Genomic DNA, 21,432 nt, shown 5'->3' with positions numbered 1-21,432 from the left:
GCCCTGTCACGCGTCGTCAGGACCCGGTACTGCCGGACACGCAGAATGTGTGGAGGCGGCACGAACTACCACGAGACGGCACTGGGCGGCACTAAAAGATCTTGCTTCTAATCCGACGGTCGCAGACATCCGATCTGCCTAAGTTGTCAAGCCGTTGCCTTCGACCGCGGCGGGAAGGCGACGTGTTCGTTGTAGGTCGCGCCTTTGTGTAGGCAGTGGTGCAGGCAGCCGAGCATCCGGTTGAAGGTGTTGCGTAGCGCGCTGGAGTGTCGATCGCCTTCGGCGCGCCGCCTGTCGTAGTGGGCTCTGGGCCCTGGTGCTCGGAGGGAGGCGAAGGCCCAGACGTAGCCGGCGGCGGCCAGGCGCTGGTTCTTCACTTTGCGGTGATGGACGACCAGGCTCTTGCCGGAGGCTCTGGTGATGGGGGCCGCGCCGGCGTAGGCCTTGAGCGCTCGGGCGTCGGCGAAGCGGGTGCGGTCGTCGCCGAGTTCGGCCAGCACCCGGGCACCGGTGAGGTCGGCCAGGCCCGGGAAGCTGGTGATGATGGCGGCGTCGGGGTGCTGGCCGAAGGCCTGGCTGGTGGCGTCGGCGAGTTGGTCGGCGGCGCGGCAGGCCGCGTCCAACTGCAGCAGCAGGGCTTGGGCCTGGCGGCCAAGAGCTTGCTCGACCAGCGGGAGCTGGCGAAGGTGTTCTTGGCGGAAGAGCGTCTGTAGCCGCTCGGTCCAGGTGTCGATGTTGCGCTGGCGTCCGGATGAGCGCAGCAGGGCGTGCAGGCGGCGGGTGGTGAGCTGGGCGGCGGCGGTCGGGGTGGGTGCCGCTTGCAGGACGGCGCGGGCTTCGCGGGAGGTCAGGCCGATGTTCTTGACGTGGAAGGCGGTCAGCGCCGCGGGGAAGTACTCGCGCAGCAGCGAGCGGAGCTGGTTGGCCAGCTGCTGACGGTTCCAGACGGCGTCCTGTTGCGCCCGGGCCAGGACGGTGATGGCCTGAACGAGCTCGGAATCGGCGGGCATCGGCCGGTGGTGGTCGGCGTCGACGCGCAAGATGTTGGCCAAGGTCATGGCGTCGGCGTGGTCGGATTTGGAGCGGGCGACGGTGTGTCGTTCGCGGTAGCGGGCCACGGCCGGCGGGTTGATCGCATACACCTTGCGGCCGGTGGCGCGCAGGCAGGACACCAGCAGGCCACGCCCGGTCTCGATCGCCACCGGAATCGGGTCGCCGGGATGGTCGCCGTGTTCGGCCAGCAGGTCGACCAACGCCCGCCAGCCGTCGGCGTCGTCGCTGATGCGGCGTTTGGCCACCAGCTTGCCGGCCTCGTCGACCAGGGCGATGTCGTGGTGCTTCTCCGCCCAGTCGATTCCGCACGTCACCATTAACAGCATCTCCTTTGTTGATCGTTGCTCCAGGTGAGCCATGCAGGGGCACGCCACGCCCTAATGAGAGAGCTCGACGGCTCGACATCCGATCAGCAGTTCGTGACCCCAGCCGGCCGCAGGCCCGCGTTCTGCGCAAGGGCTCGAGGCCCAGGTAGACAAAAGGCGGTCTTTCCTGCGGCTGGCTCACGTCACGATCCTGGCGAAAAGTACTGGTGGGTGGCGGTCGAGAGGGACCGAGGCGCACGGCCTTAGCACAGGACTCCAGGTCCGGTATCGACACAGGCATTCACTCGGTCCCCATCGACTGCCACCCGCCCGCCCTCGCCCCCATCACGCACGGCCTGCGGTAAGGAGTCACGCTCCGGTTCGAATCGAGGCATCAGGGGCAAGCACCCGAGACGGCGACTCGGGGGCGTACACAGTCATTAGGTTCGAATCCTGCAGGGCGCGCCTCGCTGGACCAGCACAAGAAGGCCTCTGGACTGCGACAATGCGGGCCAGAGGCGCTCTTCGTGTGTCCGGCTGTCTACGGCTTTCAGTGATCGTTTGCGGGCGTCTACGCCCAATGCTTGCCCACGAACGAAGGGCGATCGCAGGTGGAGCAGCGGTTGCATCCGGCTCTGGCCGGCGGGCGCGAGGCGCTCAAAGGTCTCAGGCCAGCAGAGGACCACTCCAAGCCGTTCAATAGCCTGAGCCAGGTCTCATCGCGCGGTGCGCGCTCCAGGGCCAGAAGGGCCTCACCGCATCCCGCTTGAACTTCTCGCCGAACTTCGACGGTCGTGCCACCCGAAGGCTCCCCTCTATGGAACAAGATCCATTGTTAGGGGTGTCCACACCTCGGGGGGAACATCAGGACCTGGTGGTGGTGCTGTCCGGGCTGGCGGTGACGCGATGTGCTGCCCGACCGCAAGGCGGCCACGTTGATCACGTGGTTACGTGAGCACCCCGGCGTCCAGGTCGTGTGCCGTGACGGCTCGGCCGCCTACGCCAAGGCCATCCGCAAGCACGCGCAGGTCCACACCCTCCTCGACCAGGGGCTCGAGCTGGGGGTTTAACACGGTCAAACGCTATGCCTGCGCCGCCTCGGCAGACGATCTCCTGCGCCCGCCCAAGTACGGCGCCACCCTGGTCGATCCCAACCGCAAGCACCTGCGACGCCGCCTTGCCGGAGAGCCCGGCGTGCCGGTCACGCATCTGCTGGCCGAGATCCGCGAGCGCGGCTACACCGGCAGCGCCAACCTGCTGGTGCGCTCCCTCAACCAAGGTCGCGCCGAGCCCGACCGCACCCCGCCGGCTGGTCTCCTGGATCATGAGCCGCTCCGACGACTTGCCACCTCATCGCCGCCGTCACCTGGAGGAGCTGATTCCCGCCTGCTCGCACCTGACGGCGCTGGCCTCGCGGGTGCGGGAGTTCGCCGCCATCCTCACACAGCGTCGCGGTCACGACCTTGACGACTGGATCAGCGCAGTACGCGCCGATGACCTGCCCGCCCTACACAGCTTCAGTCTCGGCCTGGACAGCCGTCATCGCCGGACTGACCCTGCCCTACGGCAACGGCCCCATGGAAGGCACCAACACCAAGGTCAAACTGCTGAAACGTCACATGTACGGGCGCGCCAGCTTCGCCCTGCTGCGGCAGTGGATCTCGACGTCAACGGACGCCGACGCCTTGCTGCTGCGGACGGTGGTCGAGCCGCGCCAGCTCACGTCGGAGCCGACCGTTCCGGCCACCGGCGGAGTGTCGGTGATGCGCCCACGTTCAGGGGCTACTCGCCGGTCCCCAAGCGGTAATGCCCAGGAGGCCAGTCGAGCCGAGGTCGAAGTGGCCGGGGATGCGGTGGCCGCCGACCACGAGGGTGGTGCCGAGCGCGGGTGGGTGATTGGTGCCACCGTACGTGTTGCGCCACACCAGGGCGAAGCGGGCGGAGCGGCCCGGGCGGAGGGTCACGGTTCTCGAGCCGGGATCCCTGACCGCGGTAGTGATCTGTCGGGCACCTCTGTCGATCTCGATGTCGAGTGGCTCGCCGGCCTCGTCCAAGAGGCGGACACGGGGGTAGCCGTGGACGCTGCGTACCTTGTCGCCGCAGTTGGTGAGGGTCACGGTCTGGACACGGAGCCCCATGGCGGCGTTCGGCTCCTCGGCGGTCAATGACGTTCCCGAGCCGGGCAGGAGAGCGAGGGGGAGGGGGACGACAACGTCGGCCGCGGTGCAGTCGTGGCGTGGTGCGGGCTGGCCGGCGCGGCGACTGGCCCGTCCACGCCGCAGCCGGCGAGGCAGAGCGCAAGAAGGGAGAACGCTCGGACGGCGGACATGACGGTCATCGACCCCATATTGCCGGACCACCGAGGAAGGACCGCCAGGTGGGACGGGCGAGCCAGTGGCGGGCCGGGGTCCAGGTGGTCGCGATCGACATGTGCAACGTGTTCAAAGCCGCGGTGCGCGACTCGCTGCCGCACGTCAGCACGTGGTGGCCGCAGATCCTCGCCGCGATCACGACCGGCGTCACCAACGCCGCCTCCGAAGGGATCAACAGGGCGATCAACCCCGACGCCGTTCATCTTTACGCGAACGCGTTGTAAGTCACGTATCGCCGAACCCTGATCGGGAGATACATAAAGAGTTCATATAAAACTGCTATGCTTCAGGCGTGACTCGCCGAGACGCCGCGCACGGCGCTTCCGATGCCATCGGGTCAGCCCTCTACGGTCTGGCCACCAGGGCCGTGAGACGCCTTCCCCGCGACATGAGCCTGACGTCCGCCGCCACCTTGGCCACCCTGGACAAGACCGGCCCGCGACGGATCACCGATCTGGCGGTGGCCGAGGGCGTCACCCAGCCCGCGATGACCGTCCTGGTCCGGGTGATGGAGGAATCCGGGCTGGTCGAGCGGAAGGGCGATCCGTCCGACAAGCGGGTCACGCTGGTGTGCCTGACCGAGGCCGGCGCGTCGTACGTCCGGACGCGACGCCAGGCGGGCGTCGACGCGTACGCGCGGTTGATCGACGAACTCACCGGTGACGAGGTCGAGGCCTTGGCAGCAGCCCTTCCGGCGCTGCTGCATCTGGCGGAGCTCGAAAGCCACGCCCGAGAGGAGTCGGACCGGTGACCGCGGCCCAGGCTCATGACCAGCCCATGAGCACTGCCCTGATACGTTCCGAGGCACGTCTGCTGGTCCCCGCCCTGATGTTCATCGCCCTGGTCGTGGCGGCGGTCGCCAGCCTCGGGACGCCGCTCATCACCAGCGTGGCGACCACGTTCCACGTCTCCCTCGACAGCGCGCAGTGGACGCTGACCATCGCCCTGCTCAGCGGCGCCGTCGCCACACCCGTCCTCGGCCGGCTCGGAGCCGGTCCGCACCGGCGGGCCACGATTCTCGCCACGCTGGCGATCGTCGTCGTCGGCAGCGCGCTCACCGTGCTGCCGCTGCCGTTCGCCTGGCTGCTCGTGGGCAGAGCGGCCCAAGGCGTCGGACTCGGTCTCACGGCGCTGATGATGGGCGTGGCCCGCGACCATCTTCCCGAGGAGCGCAGCGCGGCCACGATCGCCCTGATCTCAGTGGTCTCCATCATCGGAGCCGGCGTCGGCTACCCGCTGGCCGCGCTGCTCGCCGAGTTCGGCGGACTGCGGGCCGCCTACGGCTTCGGCCTGCTCGTCACCGCCATCGCCTTCGTGACCGCGTGGCGCTCCATGCCCGCAGCTCCCGAAGGCCGCTCCGCTCACGTGAACGTGGCCGGTGCGCTCGTCCTGGCGGGTGGACTGCTCCTCGTCCTGTTCCTGGCCGGCGAGAGGAGCCTGTGGAGCCGACACCTCGCCGTGGCGGTGACCCTTGCCGTCGCCGCCGTACTCCTGCTCTGCGTCTGGACCGTTTCCGAACTGCGAACCAAGACGCCCCTGGTCGACGTCCGGGCGGTACGGCACCCGGCGGTCGCCGGGGCGAACATCGCCATGTTCGTCGGCGGGAGCGGCATGTACCTCCTGCTCACGCTCATCACCCGCTACGCGCAGACGCCGCACAGCGCCGGCTACGGCTTCGGACTGACCACCTTCGTGGCGGGGCTGGTCCTCATCCCGTTCTCCGTGCTGGGGTTCGTCGCCGGCAAGCTCACACCGCGGGTCCGCGAACGGATCGACGGCCCCCTGCTGCTGGCCGGCAGCGCCGCCATCGTCGGCGGCGGGTTCGTCCTGTTCGCCACCGCCCGGTCCAACCTGGCCGAACTGCTCGCGGCCATGGGCGTGCTGGGCTTCGGCGTCGGCAGCTTCTCGGCCGCCATGCCCGGCGTCATCCTGGCCGTCACCCCCAAGAGCGAGACGTCGAGCGCCATGAGCTTCAACTACGTCGTCCGCAGCGTCGGGTACTCCCTGGGCAGCGCCCTCGGCGGCCTGATCCTCGCCGCGGGCACCGGCGCCGGCCACCTCTTCCCCGACGACAGCGCCTACACCACCGCGGCGCTGGTCGGCATCGGCGCCATGGCGATCACGACGCTGACAAGCCTCGCCCTCGCCCGCCGACGCTCGTCCGAGACCAACCCGTAAGTCAGATGCACTCATCCCAACACTGGAGGTTCCATGCCCAAGGGCTACTGGGTCAGCGCCTACCGCACCATTTCGGACCCCGAGAAGCTGGCTGCCTACAACAAACTGGCTGGTCCAGCCGTCAGGGCCGCGGGCGGTCGGACCTTCGCCCGCGACGGCCGGGTCGTCGCACACGACGCCGGAATCGCCGAGCGCACCATCCTGATCGAGTTCGACAGCTTCGAACAGGCGGTCGCCGCACATGCGAGTGCGGCCTACCAGGAGGCGCTGGCCGCACTTGCTGACGGCGTCGAGCGCGACTTCCGCATCATCGAAGGCCTCGACTGACGATCGAGGCTGCGTCGGCGACGAACACGAAGCCGACTGCGGGGATCACCCCGGCTCGTCAGCGCGCCGCACCGTCGCGAACAGCGTCAGGCCAGTGGCATCGGCGGTGATGTCCAGTCCGGCGACGGTTCCCGGCGGCGCGGCGGCACGGACGTCGGCCTCGATGTCGGCGGGGGTGCGTTCGACGAGGTTCCAGCGGCCGATGTGGGTCATCAGGGCGGCGTAGGGGTTTGGGGTCGCGATGTTGGAGAAGTAGAACGTGCCTCCGGGGCGGCACAGGCGGGACAGAGTGGTGCGGATCAGGGCTCGGGCGAAGCGTTCTTCGAGGTAGTCGAAGAGGCCTCCGGCCAGGACCAGGTCGAAGGGGCCGTGGTCGGCGGCCAGGTGGGCGGCGGTGCGCAGGACGTTGCCGGGGGCCGCGGCGGTCTGGGCGCGGGTCGCGGGCGGCAGGTGTGTGAGGGCGTACTGGAGGGCGTCGGAGTCGACGTCGTTGAGTGCGTCTGGGATCCGGCGCTTGGCGGCCTAGTCCTGGCCTGGTGGTCTGCCAGGCGGGCCAGGAGTGCCTGGTCAGTTCTTCTGGCAGGGCTGATGAGGCGTGCGGGCTCTTCGCCACCCTGGTGCCGTACGACTGAGCTGTGGAGTGACTTCCCGATCATGCGAGTTGGTGTCCACACCCTCCATATGATCGTTTCCATGTACAAGATGATCTCTCGGTCATCAGCTCGGGTGCTGCTGATCGACCGCACTGGTCGGATTCTGCTCTACCGCGGCCTGTTGCTGCAGGTGGAGGACCCTTCCTACGCGTGGTTCACGCCGGGAGGTGCCATCGATCCCGGAGAGACCTCGCAGCAAGCGGCTGCCAGGGAACTACGGGAGGAGCTTGGTCATGTTGTGGCCCCCGAGGCTCTCGGAGCGGTCGTGGCAACGAGCGCGGGAACGTGGTCCATGCACGGTGAGGTCTTTTCCGGGCAGGACTCCTACTTCGTGCTGCGCGTGCACGGTTTGCGGGTGGATACCTCCGGGATGGACGAGGAAGAACGCGCGGTGACCGACCGTTTCCACTGGTGGACGTCGTCCGAGCTCGCCTCGGCGACCGAACCGGTCGTGCCGCTGGGACTCGCTCCCTTGATGGATCGTTTGATCGGTGGAGAACACCTGGCCGAGCCGGTTGTCTTGCCATGGCACTTGAGGGACGACCAGCCTTCCCCACCAGCACTGGAGAGCCCCTGACCCGCGCTGATGCGGGCCAGGGGCTCTCTTCGCGTGTCCGGTGATCTACGGCTGACGCCGGGCCGCTACGGGTGATCGTGCGAAATGCCGGGCGGTGCGCGCCTCGGCCTTGGCGCTGACCTTGGGCGCGATCACCCTCATCGTGCCCGCACGCTAGTCGACGTCGTCGTACTCGTCGAAGCGGTCCGTGATCATCTGCTCGAGCTGCTCCTGGGTCTCCGCGAGCTCGGCCAGCACCTCCTCGGACGGGCTGTGCTCGGCCAGCTCTACCAGTTCGGCGAGGACCGCACGCATCTCGGCCACGCCGGGCCGTTCCGCATCCTGGTGCTCCTCGGAATCGGGCTCGCCCATGTAGCGCAGCAACCAGGCCGCCGACCGAAGACAGCGTACGCGCGGGGTGAGTTGGCCGAGTTCGGTCCAGAGGGCGGCCGCCCGCTGATAGGCGGCCAGCGCTTCTGCGGTCTGTCCGGAATACTGGAGTGCTTCGGCGGCGGACCAGGCCAGTTCGGCATGCATGGCTCGTTGGTCCGGATCATTCTGGACCAGCTCCGCACCTTGGAGAAACTGCTCAGCGGCCTCGCGGTGGCGGCCCAGCTCGCGCAGTGATGCGGCGTATTGTCCCCGGGTCATCGCGATGACCGGTGCGTCGTAAGGGATCTCCACCCTCGGGATCACGTCCTCGAACAGTGCCACTGCTTCGCCATGCCTCTCAAGACGGTGATAGGCGCGCGCCGCCGTGAACGTGTTGTGCAGGGTGTCGGGTTCGGACAGGCCATCCCAGCGGGCGGCCGCGGTCAGTGCCGCGCCGACCAGGTCGTGTTCACGGCCGGGCTGTCTCGAGATGGCCTCGACGAGCAGGGAGCTCAGCTGGGCGGCCTGGTCGTGCGGGACGAGATCGGCGCCGTACGTGATCGCCTTCGACGCGAACTCTTCGGCCGCCTTCGGATCGTCGCTCCCGAGGGCGAGCTCGCCGAGCAGGGAGGCGGGATTCGTGGCGCGCCACGGCTGTCCGGCTTCGAGATAAGCCGTCACGGCGGCTTGCAGATGGGCACGCGCGCCGTCCGCATCGCCGAGTGGGAAGGAGATCCGGGCCAGCATGTCGTGATACATGGCCATGCGCTCGGTCACCGAGAGCTCCACTGCTACGGCGAGTTCGGCCTCCAGCAGCGCATGGGCGGCGTTGAGCTCGGCCTCGGCCGGGTTCTCCTGCTGCCCCAGCGCTGCCATTGCCATGATGGGACCGGCTCTTCGCACGGTCAGGTATTCGCCCGAGGTGAGCTTTCCGGCCGCGTACGCGCTTTCCGCCTGCGCCGTGACGCTTTCCGCCAATGCCTCGCCTCCGGTCTGATCCTTGGTCTGGAAGCGCGCCAGGGCCGCGGCGGCGCGGGCCTCCAGAGCCTTGGCAGTGTCGGCGAGCCGGTCGAAGCTCTCGGCGACGGCCAGCAGCGCGTCGTAGGCCGCGCCGGGGTCCGAGTCCAGCAGGGAGAGCGCCTTGGCGTACTCGATCTCCGCGACAACGATCCCGGGCAGCGGCAGCTCACTGGCCGCGACTCGTTCCCACGCTCTTTCGGCGTGGGGATGACGAGTCTCGGACAGGCGCCGCGCTTCTGCGACCAGGTCGTCGAGCCTCGAATCGGTGCCCTTCGGCGGGATCGGTACGGCACGACCGGCCGGCTGCGGCAGCGTCGTCGGGACGCCGAGCGGCAGCCGATCCGCCAACGGCTCCTGGGCGAGGCGCTTGGCGACGCGCTCGCTGAAGACGCCGCTGCCGTTGCGCGCGTCATAGCGGGCGCACAGCTCGCTGATCTCCTGTTCCAACCCGGCGAGAGTCGCCTCAAGAGTCAGGTCGCCGATCCGGATGCCGCCGTGGCCCAGCATGGCCAGGCGGCGGAGCAGTACGACGACACCGCTCACGAAGCCGAACCGCTGCGAGATGTCCTCGTGCTGCTTCATGAGCCAGGACGCGTGCTCGTTCAGGATCTCCAGGCCACGCGCCTCGTTGCCGGTCAGGGCGCAGAACTCGATGTGGTGGCCGACCGACTCGCGCAGGCTGACATTGTGGCGGACCAGCGAGTATCCCCTGAGGAAGGCGCTGCGAGCGTCCTCGGTTCGTCCGGTGCGCAGCAGGGGGAGCAGTGCCTTGGCCAGGACCCTGTGCGGCTCCTCCGAACATGACCGCTCGCCGTCGATCAGCGGCGCCCAGTAGTCCAAGGCCCCCGCGTCATCACCCGCTGTGACGCGCCACGTGCCCCAGTCGTTGCCCTCGCAGGCGTCGCAGTCGGCCATCTGGTCGCGTGGAGCGGAGATCGACGACTCCATCGCCGCCGCTGCCGCCTCGTCGTCGCCGAGGTGCTGCGCCAGCAGCGAACGCAGGCTGAGCACCGGGCGCAGGCTGTGTCCGCGCTGCCGATAGCGGTTCTGCAGCTCGTCGAGCCAGCGGTGGATGGTCGCCAGCGGTACGGCCGGGTTGAGGACGAGGTAGTAGCTCATCCACTTGAGCTGCCAGTGGATGCGATGACTGAACGTGCCCACCTCGGCTGGGAAGTCGTCGTGAATCTGCAGGAGCCGTCCGAACGCGACCGGCATGCGGTCACCTTCGGCGCCGTCCTCGTAGGCCTGGATGAGGGTGAGCAGCACCTCGGCTTCCAGCGACCGGTCCTCGACCGCCTTGGCCGCGGTGGCGAGCAGTTCCAGGCGTTCGGCCTTCTGGTGTCCGCGCGGCAGCGCGTAGGTCTGACGCAGGGCGTCGCGGATCTCGGCGACGTTCATGCTTTGCCATCCTGTTCAGTGGATTCGGTCACGTTCTGGGCGGCCCAGCCGAGCAGCTCGTCGAAGGCGCGGTTGAGCAGTGCTGTGTCGACCGACCGCAGGGGCCGATGCGTCATCAGCAGCGCTTGGCCGTACAGCGCCTCGACGGCGGTGACCAGCAGTGCGGGATCGTTGATCGTCGCAATCCGGCGGACCACCGGGCTGCGGTGGTTGAGTACGAGTTGCGCGCGAGGCTCAGTGGACTTGAGCGCGCCCAGGATCTCGGCCCACAGGTCGTCCGCGTCGGCGGCGACCTCCGCGCGGGTTCGTTCGTTGCGTGCCTCGCGGGAGTCCAGATGCAGGGCGGACACCGACGCCGGAAAGAACGCACGAAGGATCACATCGCAGCCCAGCGGGTCAAGCGTGGAGCGTGCCATCGCCATGAACCCGGCCATGGCCAGCTCATTCGCGCTGTCAACCAGGTCGAGCGCGGCGGTGACCACGTCCGAACCGAGCTCCTCGACCACCACCCCCGGCATGACATCAGGGAGCAGCGCGACCAGCTCGCTGTCGTAGGTGTAACCCCCGTTGACGACCGCCATGCCGTGGGCGGCCGCGATCGTCGCGATCTGCCGGAACTCCTCAACCGTGGGCGTGATCCGAACCACGGGGTATTTCCTGGCAACCTCGGCAAACGTGACTTGACCGTCGGTCGTCTCCAACGTGAGATACGGCAGCATGATCCGGAACAGCTCGGCGTCATGCCTGGCCATCGCCTTCACCCCGAGGCTGTGCACAGCGAGGAACGCGGCCAGGCGCTGCGGCTCCTGCGCGGCCAGCCCGGTGAGCCAGTCCCGCAGCCGGACACCCAGCGCCTCGCGGACCGCGACCAGCGTCTCATCCTCGTACAGACCTTCACGCGATGCGGTCGGGCGCAGCGTGTCCGTATCGATCACGCAGCGGACGAAGAACGCCCATTCAGGGAGTAGGCCGGTGGTCGCGTCGTTGAGCAACATGCCCTTCAGGTAGACGCGGTGGCGGCCAGTGTCGGCCGGATTCGCCGGCTGCGGCAGCACGTAGGCGGCGCCCCTGATCCCGGCCAGCTCCACGTCGAGTTCGACGACGTCGAGCGCGGTGAAGCCGAGCGCGCGCTCGCCGTACTCGATCAGCGCGGCCCGGCGTGCGGCGGCCGAATCGTAGGAGCGGTCCCACACCGGCGGGCTGTCCGTGGTGCGGATCGTCCGCCCACTCGTGTCGACCGTCACCTCGTATGGCAGCAGCGAACCGAAGTCGCGGGCAAGGTCGGTGACCACGTCCGGGGCGAACCACCGTTCGGCTCCCGCTCGTGGCGTCAGGCAAACGGTCGTTCCGGGAACGGCGCGCTCATCCGGCGCAAGCCGCCGGACCGAATACGTCCCGTCGGACGCGGCCAGCCACTCAATGCCCGGCGCATCCGGGACGGCCGCAGAACGGCTGATCACCTGGATCCGCTCGGCGACGGTGAAGCAGGCCAGGAGGCCGATACCGAACTGGCCGAGGAACTCGCGGCGAGCCCCTTCCAGGTCGTCGCGCTTCGATGACCGGCCGATGGTCGCGAGGAAACGATGGACGTCCGCCTCCGTCAAGCCGATGCCCGGATCATCGATCCGCAGCCCCGCCTCGTTCAAAGTGATCCGGATGGCGGTGGATGCCGTCGGGTCGATCCGCTGCCGCGCTGTCACCGCGTCGACCGCGTTCTGCAGCAGCTCTCTCAGGTAGACGCGTGGACTGGAATAAAGATGGTGGGACAGGAGGTCAACAAGTCCTCGCAGGTCAACCTGAAAGGAATGGGCATTTCCCGATTCTTTGTCAAACATGCGGGAGATCGTAGCGTCAAGCAATGACATTGCACTGATCAATTTTGGCTGCGAGCTCGAACACCGTCAACGACCGGGCCTGACAGCCGCGAACTCGGCACTGGTAGGCCAGGTCAGCTCATCGGACGGCGTTTCCACTGGGCGGTCAGCTCGATCAGGCTGCCACATCCCGTCTTCTTGACGATGCAGGTGAGGTGTTTCTCGACCGTGCTCTCGCTGACGTTCAGCCGCCGCGCGATGTGCGTGTAGCCCAGCCCGAGCACCACGAGCTCGGCCACGTCGCGCTCAGCTGAGGTGAGATCCCGTATGGGGGCCGGTACGAGGTTCGCGTCGAAGTACGGGCTCAGCAACGGGCCCAGCGTGGCCGCCATCAGCAGGTCCCTCGGCTCGATGGCGTGCCGGTCACCGTCGAACGGCACCCCCAGCGTGCTGACCGCGCCCGTGGCCGGGGACCTGACGACGATCTTCAGCATGTCGTCGATGCCGTTGCGGCGCAGGAATATGTCGGCGAAGTCGCGCTCCGGCTCGGTCGCCCGCAGGCGGAGCTGTCCAAGGGTCGCCACACCGCGGCGGGTCAGGCAGGTGACCCCTTCGCGCGAGGCGAACGGATTGTTCAAGCGCCAGCGCTCGGCGTATTCCTCCACGAAGTCCGGCCGGAACATGGTGAGGTACTGCTCCTCGCCACCGCTTCCCAGCGCCAGATACGCGGGGTTCTCGGCCACGAACGCGTCGATCCACCCGAGATGTACGGCCAAAGCCTCGGCCAGCACCGGATAGAGCTCCCCCTTCCGAGCCCCGGCGACTTGCTCCAGCACCTTGATGAGCCTTCGGTATTCCAGCTGTTCCACGGATCCGCCATCGCACTTGTTGATCGCTTCGGGGGCAGCCGATGTGGTGGGCTGCGGCGTTCTCGCCTGGTCAAGGATTCCGTAATGGGCGGCCGTTCATCCATTACTTGACCAAGGAATTCGCTTCAAAGTCCCATGTCCCACGGCACCCTCGGTCACAAGTGATGGCGTATCCGGCAAATGCCTCAATCGGCGGCCACCGCGCTTCGCCGCGAGAAGGGTCTTCGTCGCTGACCAGCGAGCTCAGTGGTCGTGGCAGCAGGAAGTTCGGGCTCCCTCGAGCTGAGCAGGGTCGTTCCACCAGTGGCTCGCTGTGCTCGGGTGGACGGGGACGCGGTCCTTGACCTTGCCGGAAGGCACGGCGGCCGCGGGTGTCGCCTGGTCGGTGGTGGTGGCGGACGGGTAAGGCGCGAGGAGCTGCTCAACGGTGTGGTGTCTCCCGCCGACGACGACGGCGGTGACGTTGGCGGCGTCTTCGATGCGGGACAGCGGGTCGCCGTCGATGATGGCCAGGTCGGCGTACATGCCCTTGGCGATCCTGCCCAGCGGGAGGCCGAGGTAGGCCCCGGACGTGCTGGTCGCGGCGGTGAGTGTTTCCCGCGGGGTCAGGCCGTACTTGACCATGGCGCGCAGGTTCATGTGCAGGCTGATCCCCAGGTGATCGATCGGTGCGTCGGTGCCGGCGGTGACCACGCCGCCGCCGCGGATCATCGCCGTGAGCTGCGCGACTTGGTTGGCGAGGTTGGTCCGGATCACCTGGACCGCCGTCGGGTCGGCGGTCTGCGCCGTGGTGACCGTCGCCTGGAGCTGCGCCATCCGCCAGTTCGGGTAGAGCCGGCGGACTCGTTCGTCGGTGACCAGCGAGGTGTCGTCCCTGTAGAGGGTCGAGGAGTTGAACAGGGTGGGGGTTCTGGCCATCTTCGAGGCGTTGAACATGGAGATGACGTCCGAGTAGGCGGAGCCGACGTTCGTGACGGTCCGCGAGTAGCCGAACCGGTTGGTGGCGCCGACGTGCTCGGTCTGGTCGCCGCCCATGGCGATCGCCGGATAGTGGTAATGCGAGCTGACCGGCTTGCCTTGGCGGTGGGCCCAGTCGATGACCTCCCTGTGCCAGACGACCGGCAGCCGCACGTAGCACTTCATCATGTCGTAGTCGAGGGCGGCGGCCCGCTGCAGTTCGAGCCGCAGTTGATCGTGGGAGTACGTCGGGCGCATGAAGTTGTAGTAGATGCGCGCCCCGTCGATGGCCTCGCCAGTGCCCAGGTAGCGCGGTGCGAGGCGGGCGCCGGACTGCACTGATTCGCGCTCCTCGACCATGTGGTAGGCAGGTGAGCCTGGTGAGCGCGTCGTGGTGATGCCCAGGGCGAGCCACAACGGACCCTGTCGCGATCCGTAGGCGTAGCCCTGCATTTCACGGTGATGGTGGATGTCGATCAGGCCAGGCATGACGAACCTGTCGCGGGCGTCGATCCGGGCGCCGGGCCTTCCGTCCCGGTGCGGCTCGATCGCGGCGATGCGCTGGCCTCGTACGATGATGTCGACGTCGCGGACGACGCTGTTGGAGACGCCGTCCCACATGCGGCCGGCGTGAATGACGACCTGATCGGGGCCGGTGTCGTTGCGCCAGGTCAGCCGCATCGGAATCGACCGGGCGGGCTTGCCGTCGAGGCGCACGCTCTTGAGACGTCCCTCGTTCAGGTAGAGGAGGGTGGCTGAGCCGCCTGCCCAAACAGGGGCGTCGGAGACCTCCCGGGTGACCTGACGGGCGTTGCCGGTGGGTCGTCCGGTCTTGTCGACGGGCAGGATCCACAGGAGCGATTCCATGGCGAAGGCGAGCATGGTGCCGTCAGGTGCCCAGACAGGGCCGTCGTCACCACGGGTCTGCAAGGAGCGGTGTGGCGCGGGGTCGATGTACGTGCCGGCACCCGTGGCCCGGTCGACGAGCAGGATTTTGGACAGTCCCTCACGGTAGCGTCGTGAGTACGGCACCACCGCGGCCAGCGCAAGGGTTTTGCCGTCGGGTGACCAGGTCGGGCGGCCTGGTTCGAAGGTGGCGTCGAAGATCTTCTGGAGGTCGCCGGTGGAGACGTCCGCAACCCACAGGGCGCCGTCCTGGTTCAGGTAGGCGATCTCCCTGCCGTTGGGCGACCACCGGACCGACAGAGCGGCGGAGTCGGTCAGATGGGTCACCTGCCGGTCGGCGCCCGTGCTCAGGTCGCGGACCCAGATATTGAGGGTGCCGGTGCGGTCGGTGACGAATGCCAGTTGCCGCCCGTCCGGGGAGAAATCCGGGTCGGCTTTCCACCAGCGGTCGCGGAAAAGCGGTTCCGGCGTGCCGCCGACGCGCATCAGATAGATGTCGTTGAGCGCGCGGAAGGCGATGGCGGACCCGTCCGGGGACACGGCCGGGCTGCCGATTCCGACGACGGGGAATGACCCGGGCTCGTCGAATACGCGGACCCGCTTCTTGTACTTCGGAGTCGTCGTCGTCAGCGCGGCGCTGAAGCCGACTGTGCCGACCGACGCGGAGTTGAGGCGGCGGACCTTGATGGTGCCCGCGGAGGTGTAGTAATAGCGTCCGTCCGGGGCGAACCGGGCACGGAACGGGAAGACCTCCTCGCCGGTGACGAGGGTGCCCGCGGTGCCGGCCAGATCATTGGCGCCCGAGTGGAAGAGGTGGTAGGCGAGGTCGGTGCCGTTCGGCAGCCAGGACGGCTGGTGAATGATCTGACCGGCGGCTACCGTGACCGCGGTGCCGCGCGTGCCGGTGGCGACCTCGATGACGTCGATCCTGGTGTCGGCGACGACGAACGCGACCTTGCTCCCATCGGGTGACCAGGCCGGCTCGTACTCCTCGGCGGAGCTGTCGGTCAGGACGCGGCTCGCTCCGGTGGCGACGTCGAGCAGGTGGATCCCGTAGCTGCCTCCCGCATCGGAGGAGTAGGCGATGGTCCGCCCGTCCGGGCTGTAGCGGGGCTCTCGATGATCGAACGGCCCGGTGGTCAACTGCTTGATCGCGGACCCGTCGGGCCGGATCGTCCACAGGTTGAAGACACCGTCGCGGTATGACTGGAACACGATGGTGGATCCGTCCGGGGACCAGTCAGGCTGGGCGATGTCGTACAGATCGCTGGTGAGCCTCCTGGCGGTGCCCCCGGAGGCGGAGCAGACCCACAGGACGCCGAGCAGGTCGAGGGCGAGCAGGCGGCCGTCGGGTGAGGGCGCGACGGCGAAGTCGGTGCCGGAGGCGACGGATGTCTTACCGGTGTTCCCCGCTGCGTCGGCCCTCGCCGGTGAGGCCGGGGTGAGCAAGGCGGCGAGGGCGGCGCCGCCGCCCGCCAGGACAGCCCGGCGGGACGGGCGGGACATCGATCCGGAGGTGGAGGTGCTGGGGGGAACCGGTGAGTGAGACATCGGGGACTTTCGCTCCACTATTCACGCATGGTCAGACGGCTGAACGTGATGACGCGCGATCCATGGTCCGAGGCGGGCTGATGTGCTCATTGAGGAAGTAAGTGCCTAGGAATGTGCATACGTTGGTCAAAAGAATTGGTCAAGAGGAGCCGGTGGGGTGACGGTCAGGGCGGGGCCGCTTCCCGACAGGCGCGACAGGCCGGAGGTCTTGATGAGGCCCTGCGCGTAGGCGGCGCTACCAGGCAACAGGCAGCGCGTGCAGCCCGAAGAACGGGGCGTCGTCGGCGAAGGGCAACTCCTCGAACCCGATCGCCAGCCGCAGCGTCGGTATCCGGGTCAGCAGCGTGCCGAAGGCGATCTGCAGCTCAGCGCGGGCGAGGTTGCGGCCGATGCATTGGTGCACCCCGTGGCCGAAGGCGACATGGTGGTGGGCGGACCGGCGGATGTCGAACTCGTCGGGGTTCTCGAACGCCCGCGCATCACGGTTGGCGGATGCGGCCAGCACCGTCAAACGATCACCGGCGCGGATCCGCGCGGAGCCGATATCCATGTCGTCGGCCGCGATCCGGTCGAAGCTGACCCAGTCCTGCACCGAGTGGAAGCGCAGCAGCTCCTCGACCGCGCCCGGCAGCAGGCTCGAGTCGGCGCGTAACGCGGCAAGCTGCGCCGGGTGCCGCAGCAGCGTGAGTACGCCCAGCGAGATCGTATTCGCCGGAGAGTCGTAGCCCGCGAGCAGCAGGAGAAAACCGATGTTGATCAGCTCGTCCGTGGTCAGCTCGCCGGTGGGCAGGTGTCTGGCGGCCAACCGCCGGATCATTCCGTTGTGCGGTTCACGCTCTGCGCTGCGGATGAGTTCCCGCAAATAGCCGCGAACGTCGCTGGACGCCTGGGCCGCCACACTCGGGTCCATACTCGTTACCGACAACATCCGCAGCCGTGACTCGAAGAACTCGTGGTCGCCGGCCGGGATACCGAACAACTCGCAGAGGACTCGTGACGGAACCCGCCGTGCGTACAGGCCGACGAGGTCGGCGGGCGCCCCGGCTTCCAGCAACTCGTCGATGGCTGTATCGGCGATTCGCTGGAGGGCCGGCCGCATGGCGTCCATCGGACGGGCGCCGAGCTCTGAGATCAGCAACCGCCGGAACCGGTTGTGCTCCGGTGGATCCATATCGACGAAGAAGCCGTCGTCGGGGCGATCGTCGTCGGGTCCGCGAGGCCGTTCAGGGCGTCCGGTGTTCGAGCTGATCCTCGGGTCACTGAGGATCTGCCGCGCCTCGGCATAGCGGGTGACCGCCCAGACCGGTGCGCCGTTGGGCAGGGTGGCTCGGACGACCGGCGCGGTGGCACGCATCCGCTGATACTCGTCCGGCGGTGCGAGCGGGCAGGTCCGCACCATCGGAAAGGTCGGCGTGGGGGTTATGTCGTGCTCGGATGTGCTCATTGGTAGCGCCGATGCTAAATCTGCAGTCCGAAAATTACCAGTGGTGGCATTTTCCGTATTTGTCATGCATAATCCCCTACGCCCTAAGGGCCTGCCGTGCGCCATGCGTAGATGTTTCCGTTGGAGCTGCCGATGTACACGAAGCCGTCTGCCACGACGGGGTCGGTTTCGACGGTGCCACCGGTCCGGAACCTCGATCGCGCCGTGCCGGTGGCGGGGTCGAGGGCGTACAGGGTTCCCTCGCGGTCGGAGACGTAGATCGCTCCATCCGCTGCCACGGGGCCGGTGTCGCGGCCGCCGGGCAGCGGGAGGCGCCAGCGCATCTTGCCCGTGGCGGTGTCGAGCGCATACAGCGTACGGTCGCGGCCGACGGTGTACACGAGTCCGCCCACCACCGTGGCGCTCCACTTGAACATGGGCTGGTCGCCCTTGGCCTGGAAATCCCACAGGGGCGCGCCGGTCGCAGCGTCCAGCGCGTGCGTGGTGCCCTCGTCGTCGCCCACGTACACGGTCCTGCCGGCCACCACCGGACGGAAGGAGATGGTGCCGGTGATCCGTGACCTCCATCGGACCTCCCCCGAGACGACGTCCAGGGCGGTCACGTCACCGTTGCCGCTCGTGGCGTAGACGGTCGTGCCGGCCCGTAGCAGGAGGATGCGGTCGTGTTCCGCGCCGAGTCGGTAGCGCCGTTTCTCGGTTCCGGTGGTGGGGGCCAGGGCGTACATCACGCCGTGGTCGCTGCCGGTGAGGACGACGTCGCCGGCCAGCACGGGCTCGGGGGTCAGCACGTCGCCGGCCGGCTCGAAGCTCCACAACTGCTTGCCGGAGGCGGGGTCGAGCGCGACGAGTTCGGCCTTTGACGACCAGGCGGGGTGCCTCGTCCAGAGGTAGAGGCGGCCCGCCGCGACCACGAGGTCACCGAACGCGGTGATCTTGCGGTCCCATCTCGGGCGGCCGGTGCCCGTGTCCAGCGCCACCAGCCTGCCGGTGCTGCCGGCCGCGTACACGGTGCCGTGCGCCACCACGTGGTCGTCCTCCACGGAGCCGTCCGTCCGGTAGCGCCACCGCACCGCGCCGGTGGCGGCGTCCAGCGCGGACACCGTGCCGTCGCCGCTGGTGGCGTAGACGACGCCGCCGGTCACCACCTGCTTGGTCCGCACGGCCGCGTCGGTCGGGAAACTCCATCCGCGTTCGCGCACGGGAGCGGGGGCGCGAACACCCGGCGCGTACCGGGCGAGCAGATGGTCGCGCAGCAGCGGAGAGAGGAGCCGCACCGCCTGCCGTGATGACGAGGTCAGCCGGACGATGACGGGGCCCACGTTGATGATCGTCGCGCCGTAGAAGCCGTTCGTCTCGGCCACGGTGTAGGACAGGAAGCCCGGGGCCTCGGTGGTGGGATCGATGTCGCCGGTCTCTTCGACGGCGGCGGCCTCGGCGGTGTACAGCTTGCGCGCGCTCGCGTCCGACGACGACACCCATTCCACGGACAGGGAGACGACGGCGCCGTCGTCGGCCGGCGGTATCCAGTCGCATTTCGCCGCGCCGTCCGTTGCCGGGGCCGGGCGGTAGCCATCCGCGAAGGCCGCCAGGTCGCGGCCGGTCAGCAGGCCGCAGGCGTCCGGCCAGGCGGTCTTTGGGCGGGTGGTCCCGTAGCTCAGCCTGTACGCGGTGAGCCGCCGGTCCCCGGGGACATCGCTGAACACGAAAGCCATGTCCCTGCTCGCCCCGGCAAGGGAGACCAGGTGGGCGGGCAGGTCGATCGGGAGCCCGCCGAGCCGTCCGGTGCCGGGGTCCACGGAGATCACGTAGGCGGGCAGCGGCCAGGTGGAGTCCCGCAGGGCACGGCCCTGGTCGTTCGCCACGGTGGAGGAGCCGGTGTACAGGGGCGGGTTCCAGCGGTCCGGATCCGTGACCTTGACGGCTTGCGAGCCGGTGTACAGCAGGCGGCCGTCGGGCCCGAAGAAGAAGTCGTCCTCGCCCGCCCTGGCGTGCACGTACCCTTCGGCGTTGGCCGTGAGCCCGATCGGCGGGCCTCCGTCCTCCGGGGAGGACGACGACGGCAGCAGACGTGTCCATCCCTGCCGCAGGGTCCGTGGATCCATCGAGGCCAGCCGCAGCTCGTTCCCCTGGCAGTAGCTGAGCAGCCACACCGTTCGGGCCGTCGCGGCGCCGGTCAGCCGGCAGCTTCGCGGGTAAGTCACCCTGGCGGTGGTCGTTCCGGTCCGCGCGTCGAGGGCCTGGATGTCGAGGGGGTCGTCTGGCTGCTCGAACACCAGGATGCCGTGCTCGGTCGCCATGATCCGCGGGCCGTGGTACGAGCCGGTGTCACCCAGCCGGGGCTGACGGAGCGCGGTGATGACCGTGCGCCGCCACAGCGGCGCGCCCGTGGCCAGGTCGTGGCCGTACAGGGTCTGCTCGGCGCCGTCCGGCTCTCCTCTGGCGACAACGAGCGTGTCGCCCGCGATCCAGACGCCGGTGATGGGCGCGGGCTGGGCCGGGTCGGCGGGGACGGTGCGCTGGAGCGCGCCCGTGCGCGGGTCGTGGATCCGTACGGTGCCCTGCCGCGTCGCCACGGTGACCGCCCGGGCGGACACGGCGTGGCCCGGGGCCCCCAGGAACTCGACGCCGTTCTCGGCATCCGCGGGCACCGACCACAACGCGCGCCACTCGACGGGTACGCGGGGAAGCCTCGTGACGTTGTCCCGGGAGACGGCCGAGCAGATCGCCAGGATGACCACGAGCAGGATGGCGGCTGACCGGTGGCCGCGCGCGGTCAGCACTTCCCGGCCTTGGCGAGCTTCCTTTCGATCGCGCACGCGCCGCTCCTGGAGATCGGCTGCCAGCCGCGGAGCGGAGAGATCGTGTAGTAGGCGTGGTAGGTGCTGGAGGTACCGGTCACCCGGAACGGGGTCCTGTCCGGCCCCTGGATCGTCAGCTGCTCGGTCCGGTCCCCCGCGAGCACGGTGATCAGGAGATCGAAGGCGTAGTAGGCGGCTGTGCCCGTGACCCTCATGGATAGCGTGACTCGTTCGTCCCGTTTGAGGTCAATCTGCTTCTTCCTGAAGTACGAGGTGCCCGGGTCTTCGGGAGTGGTGAAGCGGGGTGCGGGTTTGTCGAGGTCGGCGGAGAGCTCGATGGTGGCGGCCTCTCCTCCGGAGGTGTAGATGAACAGCGCGCCGTCCGAGACGGGCTTGCGGTCGAGGACACGCGGCTGGATGTCGACGATGCGCAAGCTGCTGCGATTGCCGACGAGGACGACGGTGAGGTCGGCGGTCTCGAGCGAGGCACGGTCGTGGCGCGCCATGACCGTGTCGCGTTGCGAGCCGGACGCGCTGCCCAGCAGGATCGCCCGGTCCGCGGGGTCGGTCACCGCTTCCCTCAGGGTGGTGTCCTGCGCGGCGTAGTCGACTGCCACGTGGCCGACCTTGATCGGGGGCTCACCGCTGATGCTGTCTACGGTGTCGGAGCCGCGTGCGCCGAACCAGGCGGCGAACACGACCCCGACGGCCGCGACGATCACGGCGCTGACAATTCCCGCCAGCCACGTCCGCATGGCTTTCCATCCTCCGGCCTCCTCGGTACGGGGGGCGGATGCGGCACGCCTCTTCTGGCGCGCTCTGGCCATGGGACGTCCCTTTCGCCGGCGGTGCGATGACA

17 protein-coding genes are annotated in these 21,432 nt (G+C 68.5%); 6 read left to right on the top strand and 11 right to left on the bottom strand.

What is annotated here, in order from left to right; genetic code table 11:
* Nucleotides 1-146 precede the first annotated feature (146 nt).
* Complete coding sequence (locus ACGFNP_RS56935; protein WP_393332942.1) at nt 147-1,379, bottom strand: IS110 family transposase; 1,233 nt, start codon at nt 1,377-1,379, stop codon at nt 147-149.
* Nucleotides 1,380-2,266: 887 nt separating this feature from the next.
* Between ACGFNP_RS56935 and ACGFNP_RS56930 the strand changes: the two genes are divergently transcribed.
* Complete coding sequence (locus tag ACGFNP_RS56930) at nt 2,267-2,428, top strand: hypothetical protein (RefSeq protein WP_358332928.1); 162 nt, start codon at nt 2,267-2,269, stop codon at nt 2,426-2,428.
* Nucleotides 2,429-2,973: 545 nt separating this feature from the next.
* Here ACGFNP_RS56930 and ACGFNP_RS56925 read toward each other — a convergent pair.
* A complete protein-coding gene (locus ACGFNP_RS56925) occupies nt 2,974-3,105 on the bottom strand; it encodes a hypothetical protein (RefSeq protein WP_358332926.1) in 132 nt (43 codons plus the stop codon).
* Between the two features lie 28 nt (nt 3,106-3,133).
* Nucleotides 3,134-3,718, bottom strand: coding sequence for a DUF4232 domain-containing protein (locus ACGFNP_RS56920; protein ID WP_393332939.1), 585 nt, complete (start codon nt 3,716-3,718; stop codon nt 3,134-3,136).
* 17 nt (nt 3,719-3,735) lie between these two features.
* Between ACGFNP_RS56920 and ACGFNP_RS56915 the strand changes: the two genes are divergently transcribed.
* From ACGFNP_RS56915 to ACGFNP_RS56900, 4 genes are all read left to right on the top strand, one after another.
* The gene (locus tag ACGFNP_RS56915; RefSeq protein ID WP_358332905.1) at nt 3,736-3,954 is read left to right on the top strand and encodes a hypothetical protein; all 219 of its coding nucleotides are present in this window, start codon (nt 3,736-3,738) and stop codon (nt 3,952-3,954) included.
* A gap of 68 nt (nt 3,955-4,022) precedes the next feature.
* Nucleotides 4,023-4,481 (top strand): MarR family transcriptional regulator, encoded by a 459-nt coding sequence (locus tag ACGFNP_RS56910; RefSeq protein WP_358332902.1) that lies wholly within the window; start codon nt 4,023-4,025, stop codon nt 4,479-4,481.
* Nucleotides 4,482-4,507: 26 nt separating this feature from the next.
* Nucleotides 4,508-5,908 carry an MFS transporter gene (locus tag ACGFNP_RS56905; protein ID WP_393332936.1) on the top strand — a complete coding sequence of 467 codons (1,401 nt, stop codon included), beginning with the start codon at nt 4,508-4,510 and terminating at the stop codon, nt 5,906-5,908.
* Between the two features lie 33 nt (nt 5,909-5,941).
* Nucleotides 5,942-6,235: a DUF1330 domain-containing protein gene (locus ACGFNP_RS56900; protein WP_358332896.1), complete on the top strand. Its 294-nt coding sequence runs from the start codon at nt 5,942-5,944 to the stop codon at nt 6,233-6,235.
* A gap of 45 nt (nt 6,236-6,280) precedes the next feature.
* Here ACGFNP_RS56900 and ACGFNP_RS56895 read toward each other — a convergent pair whose 3' ends face one another.
* Nucleotides 6,281-6,448 (bottom strand): hypothetical protein, encoded by a 168-nt coding sequence (locus tag ACGFNP_RS56895; RefSeq protein ID WP_270085207.1) that lies wholly within the window; start codon nt 6,446-6,448, stop codon nt 6,281-6,283.
* Nucleotides 6,449-6,928: 480 nt separating this feature from the next.
* Here ACGFNP_RS56895 and ACGFNP_RS56890 point away from each other — a divergent pair, with 480 nt between their 5' ends.
* Nucleotides 6,929-7,465, top strand: a complete 537-nt coding sequence (locus ACGFNP_RS56890) for an NUDIX hydrolase (RefSeq protein ID WP_393332931.1) — start codon at nt 6,929-6,931, stop codon at nt 7,463-7,465.
* A gap of 153 nt (nt 7,466-7,618) precedes the next feature.
* Here the strand turns inward: ACGFNP_RS56890 and ACGFNP_RS56885 are convergent, their stop codons facing one another.
* From ACGFNP_RS56885 to ACGFNP_RS56855, 7 genes are all read right to left on the bottom strand, one after another.
* Nucleotides 7,619-10,234, bottom strand: a complete 2,616-nt coding sequence (locus ACGFNP_RS56885) for a hypothetical protein (RefSeq protein WP_393332929.1) — start codon at nt 10,232-10,234, stop codon at nt 7,619-7,621.
* A complete protein-coding gene (locus ACGFNP_RS56880) occupies nt 10,231-12,069 on the bottom strand; it encodes an HSP90 family protein (RefSeq protein ID WP_358332885.1) in 1,839 nt (612 codons plus the stop codon). Before ACGFNP_RS56880 ends, ACGFNP_RS56885 begins: the two co-directional genes overlap by 4 nt.
* Before the next feature lie 113 nt (nt 12,070-12,182).
* Nucleotides 12,183-12,917 (bottom strand): helix-turn-helix transcriptional regulator, encoded by a 735-nt coding sequence (locus ACGFNP_RS56875; RefSeq protein WP_358332882.1) that lies wholly within the window; start codon nt 12,915-12,917, stop codon nt 12,183-12,185.
* A gap of 243 nt (nt 12,918-13,160) precedes the next feature.
* Nucleotides 13,161-16,286, bottom strand: coding sequence for an amidohydrolase family protein (locus ACGFNP_RS56870; protein WP_393332925.1), 3,126 nt, complete (start codon nt 16,284-16,286; stop codon nt 13,161-13,163).
* Nucleotides 16,287-16,566: 280 nt separating this feature from the next.
* A complete protein-coding gene (locus ACGFNP_RS56865) occupies nt 16,567-17,841 on the bottom strand; it encodes a cytochrome P450 (RefSeq protein WP_393332922.1) in 1,275 nt (424 codons plus the stop codon).
* Nucleotides 17,842-17,858: 17 nt separating this feature from the next.
* Nucleotides 17,859-20,591, bottom strand: coding sequence for a PQQ-binding-like beta-propeller repeat protein (locus ACGFNP_RS56860; protein ID WP_393332919.1), 2,733 nt, complete (start codon nt 20,589-20,591; stop codon nt 17,859-17,861).
* Nucleotides 20,549-21,328, bottom strand: coding sequence for a hypothetical protein (locus tag ACGFNP_RS56855; RefSeq protein WP_393332916.1), 780 nt, complete (start codon nt 21,326-21,328; stop codon nt 20,549-20,551). Before ACGFNP_RS56855 ends, ACGFNP_RS56860 begins: the two co-directional genes overlap by 43 nt.
* Nucleotides 21,329-21,432: the final 104 nt, after the last annotated feature.

This window comes from Nonomuraea sp. NPDC049269, from assembly GCF_043197155.1.
GTDB lineage: Bacteria > Actinomycetota > Actinomycetes > Streptosporangiales > Streptosporangiaceae > Nonomuraea.
Note: the sequence above shows the minus strand (reverse complement) of the source record. Positions and strands in the feature narration are given on the sequence as shown.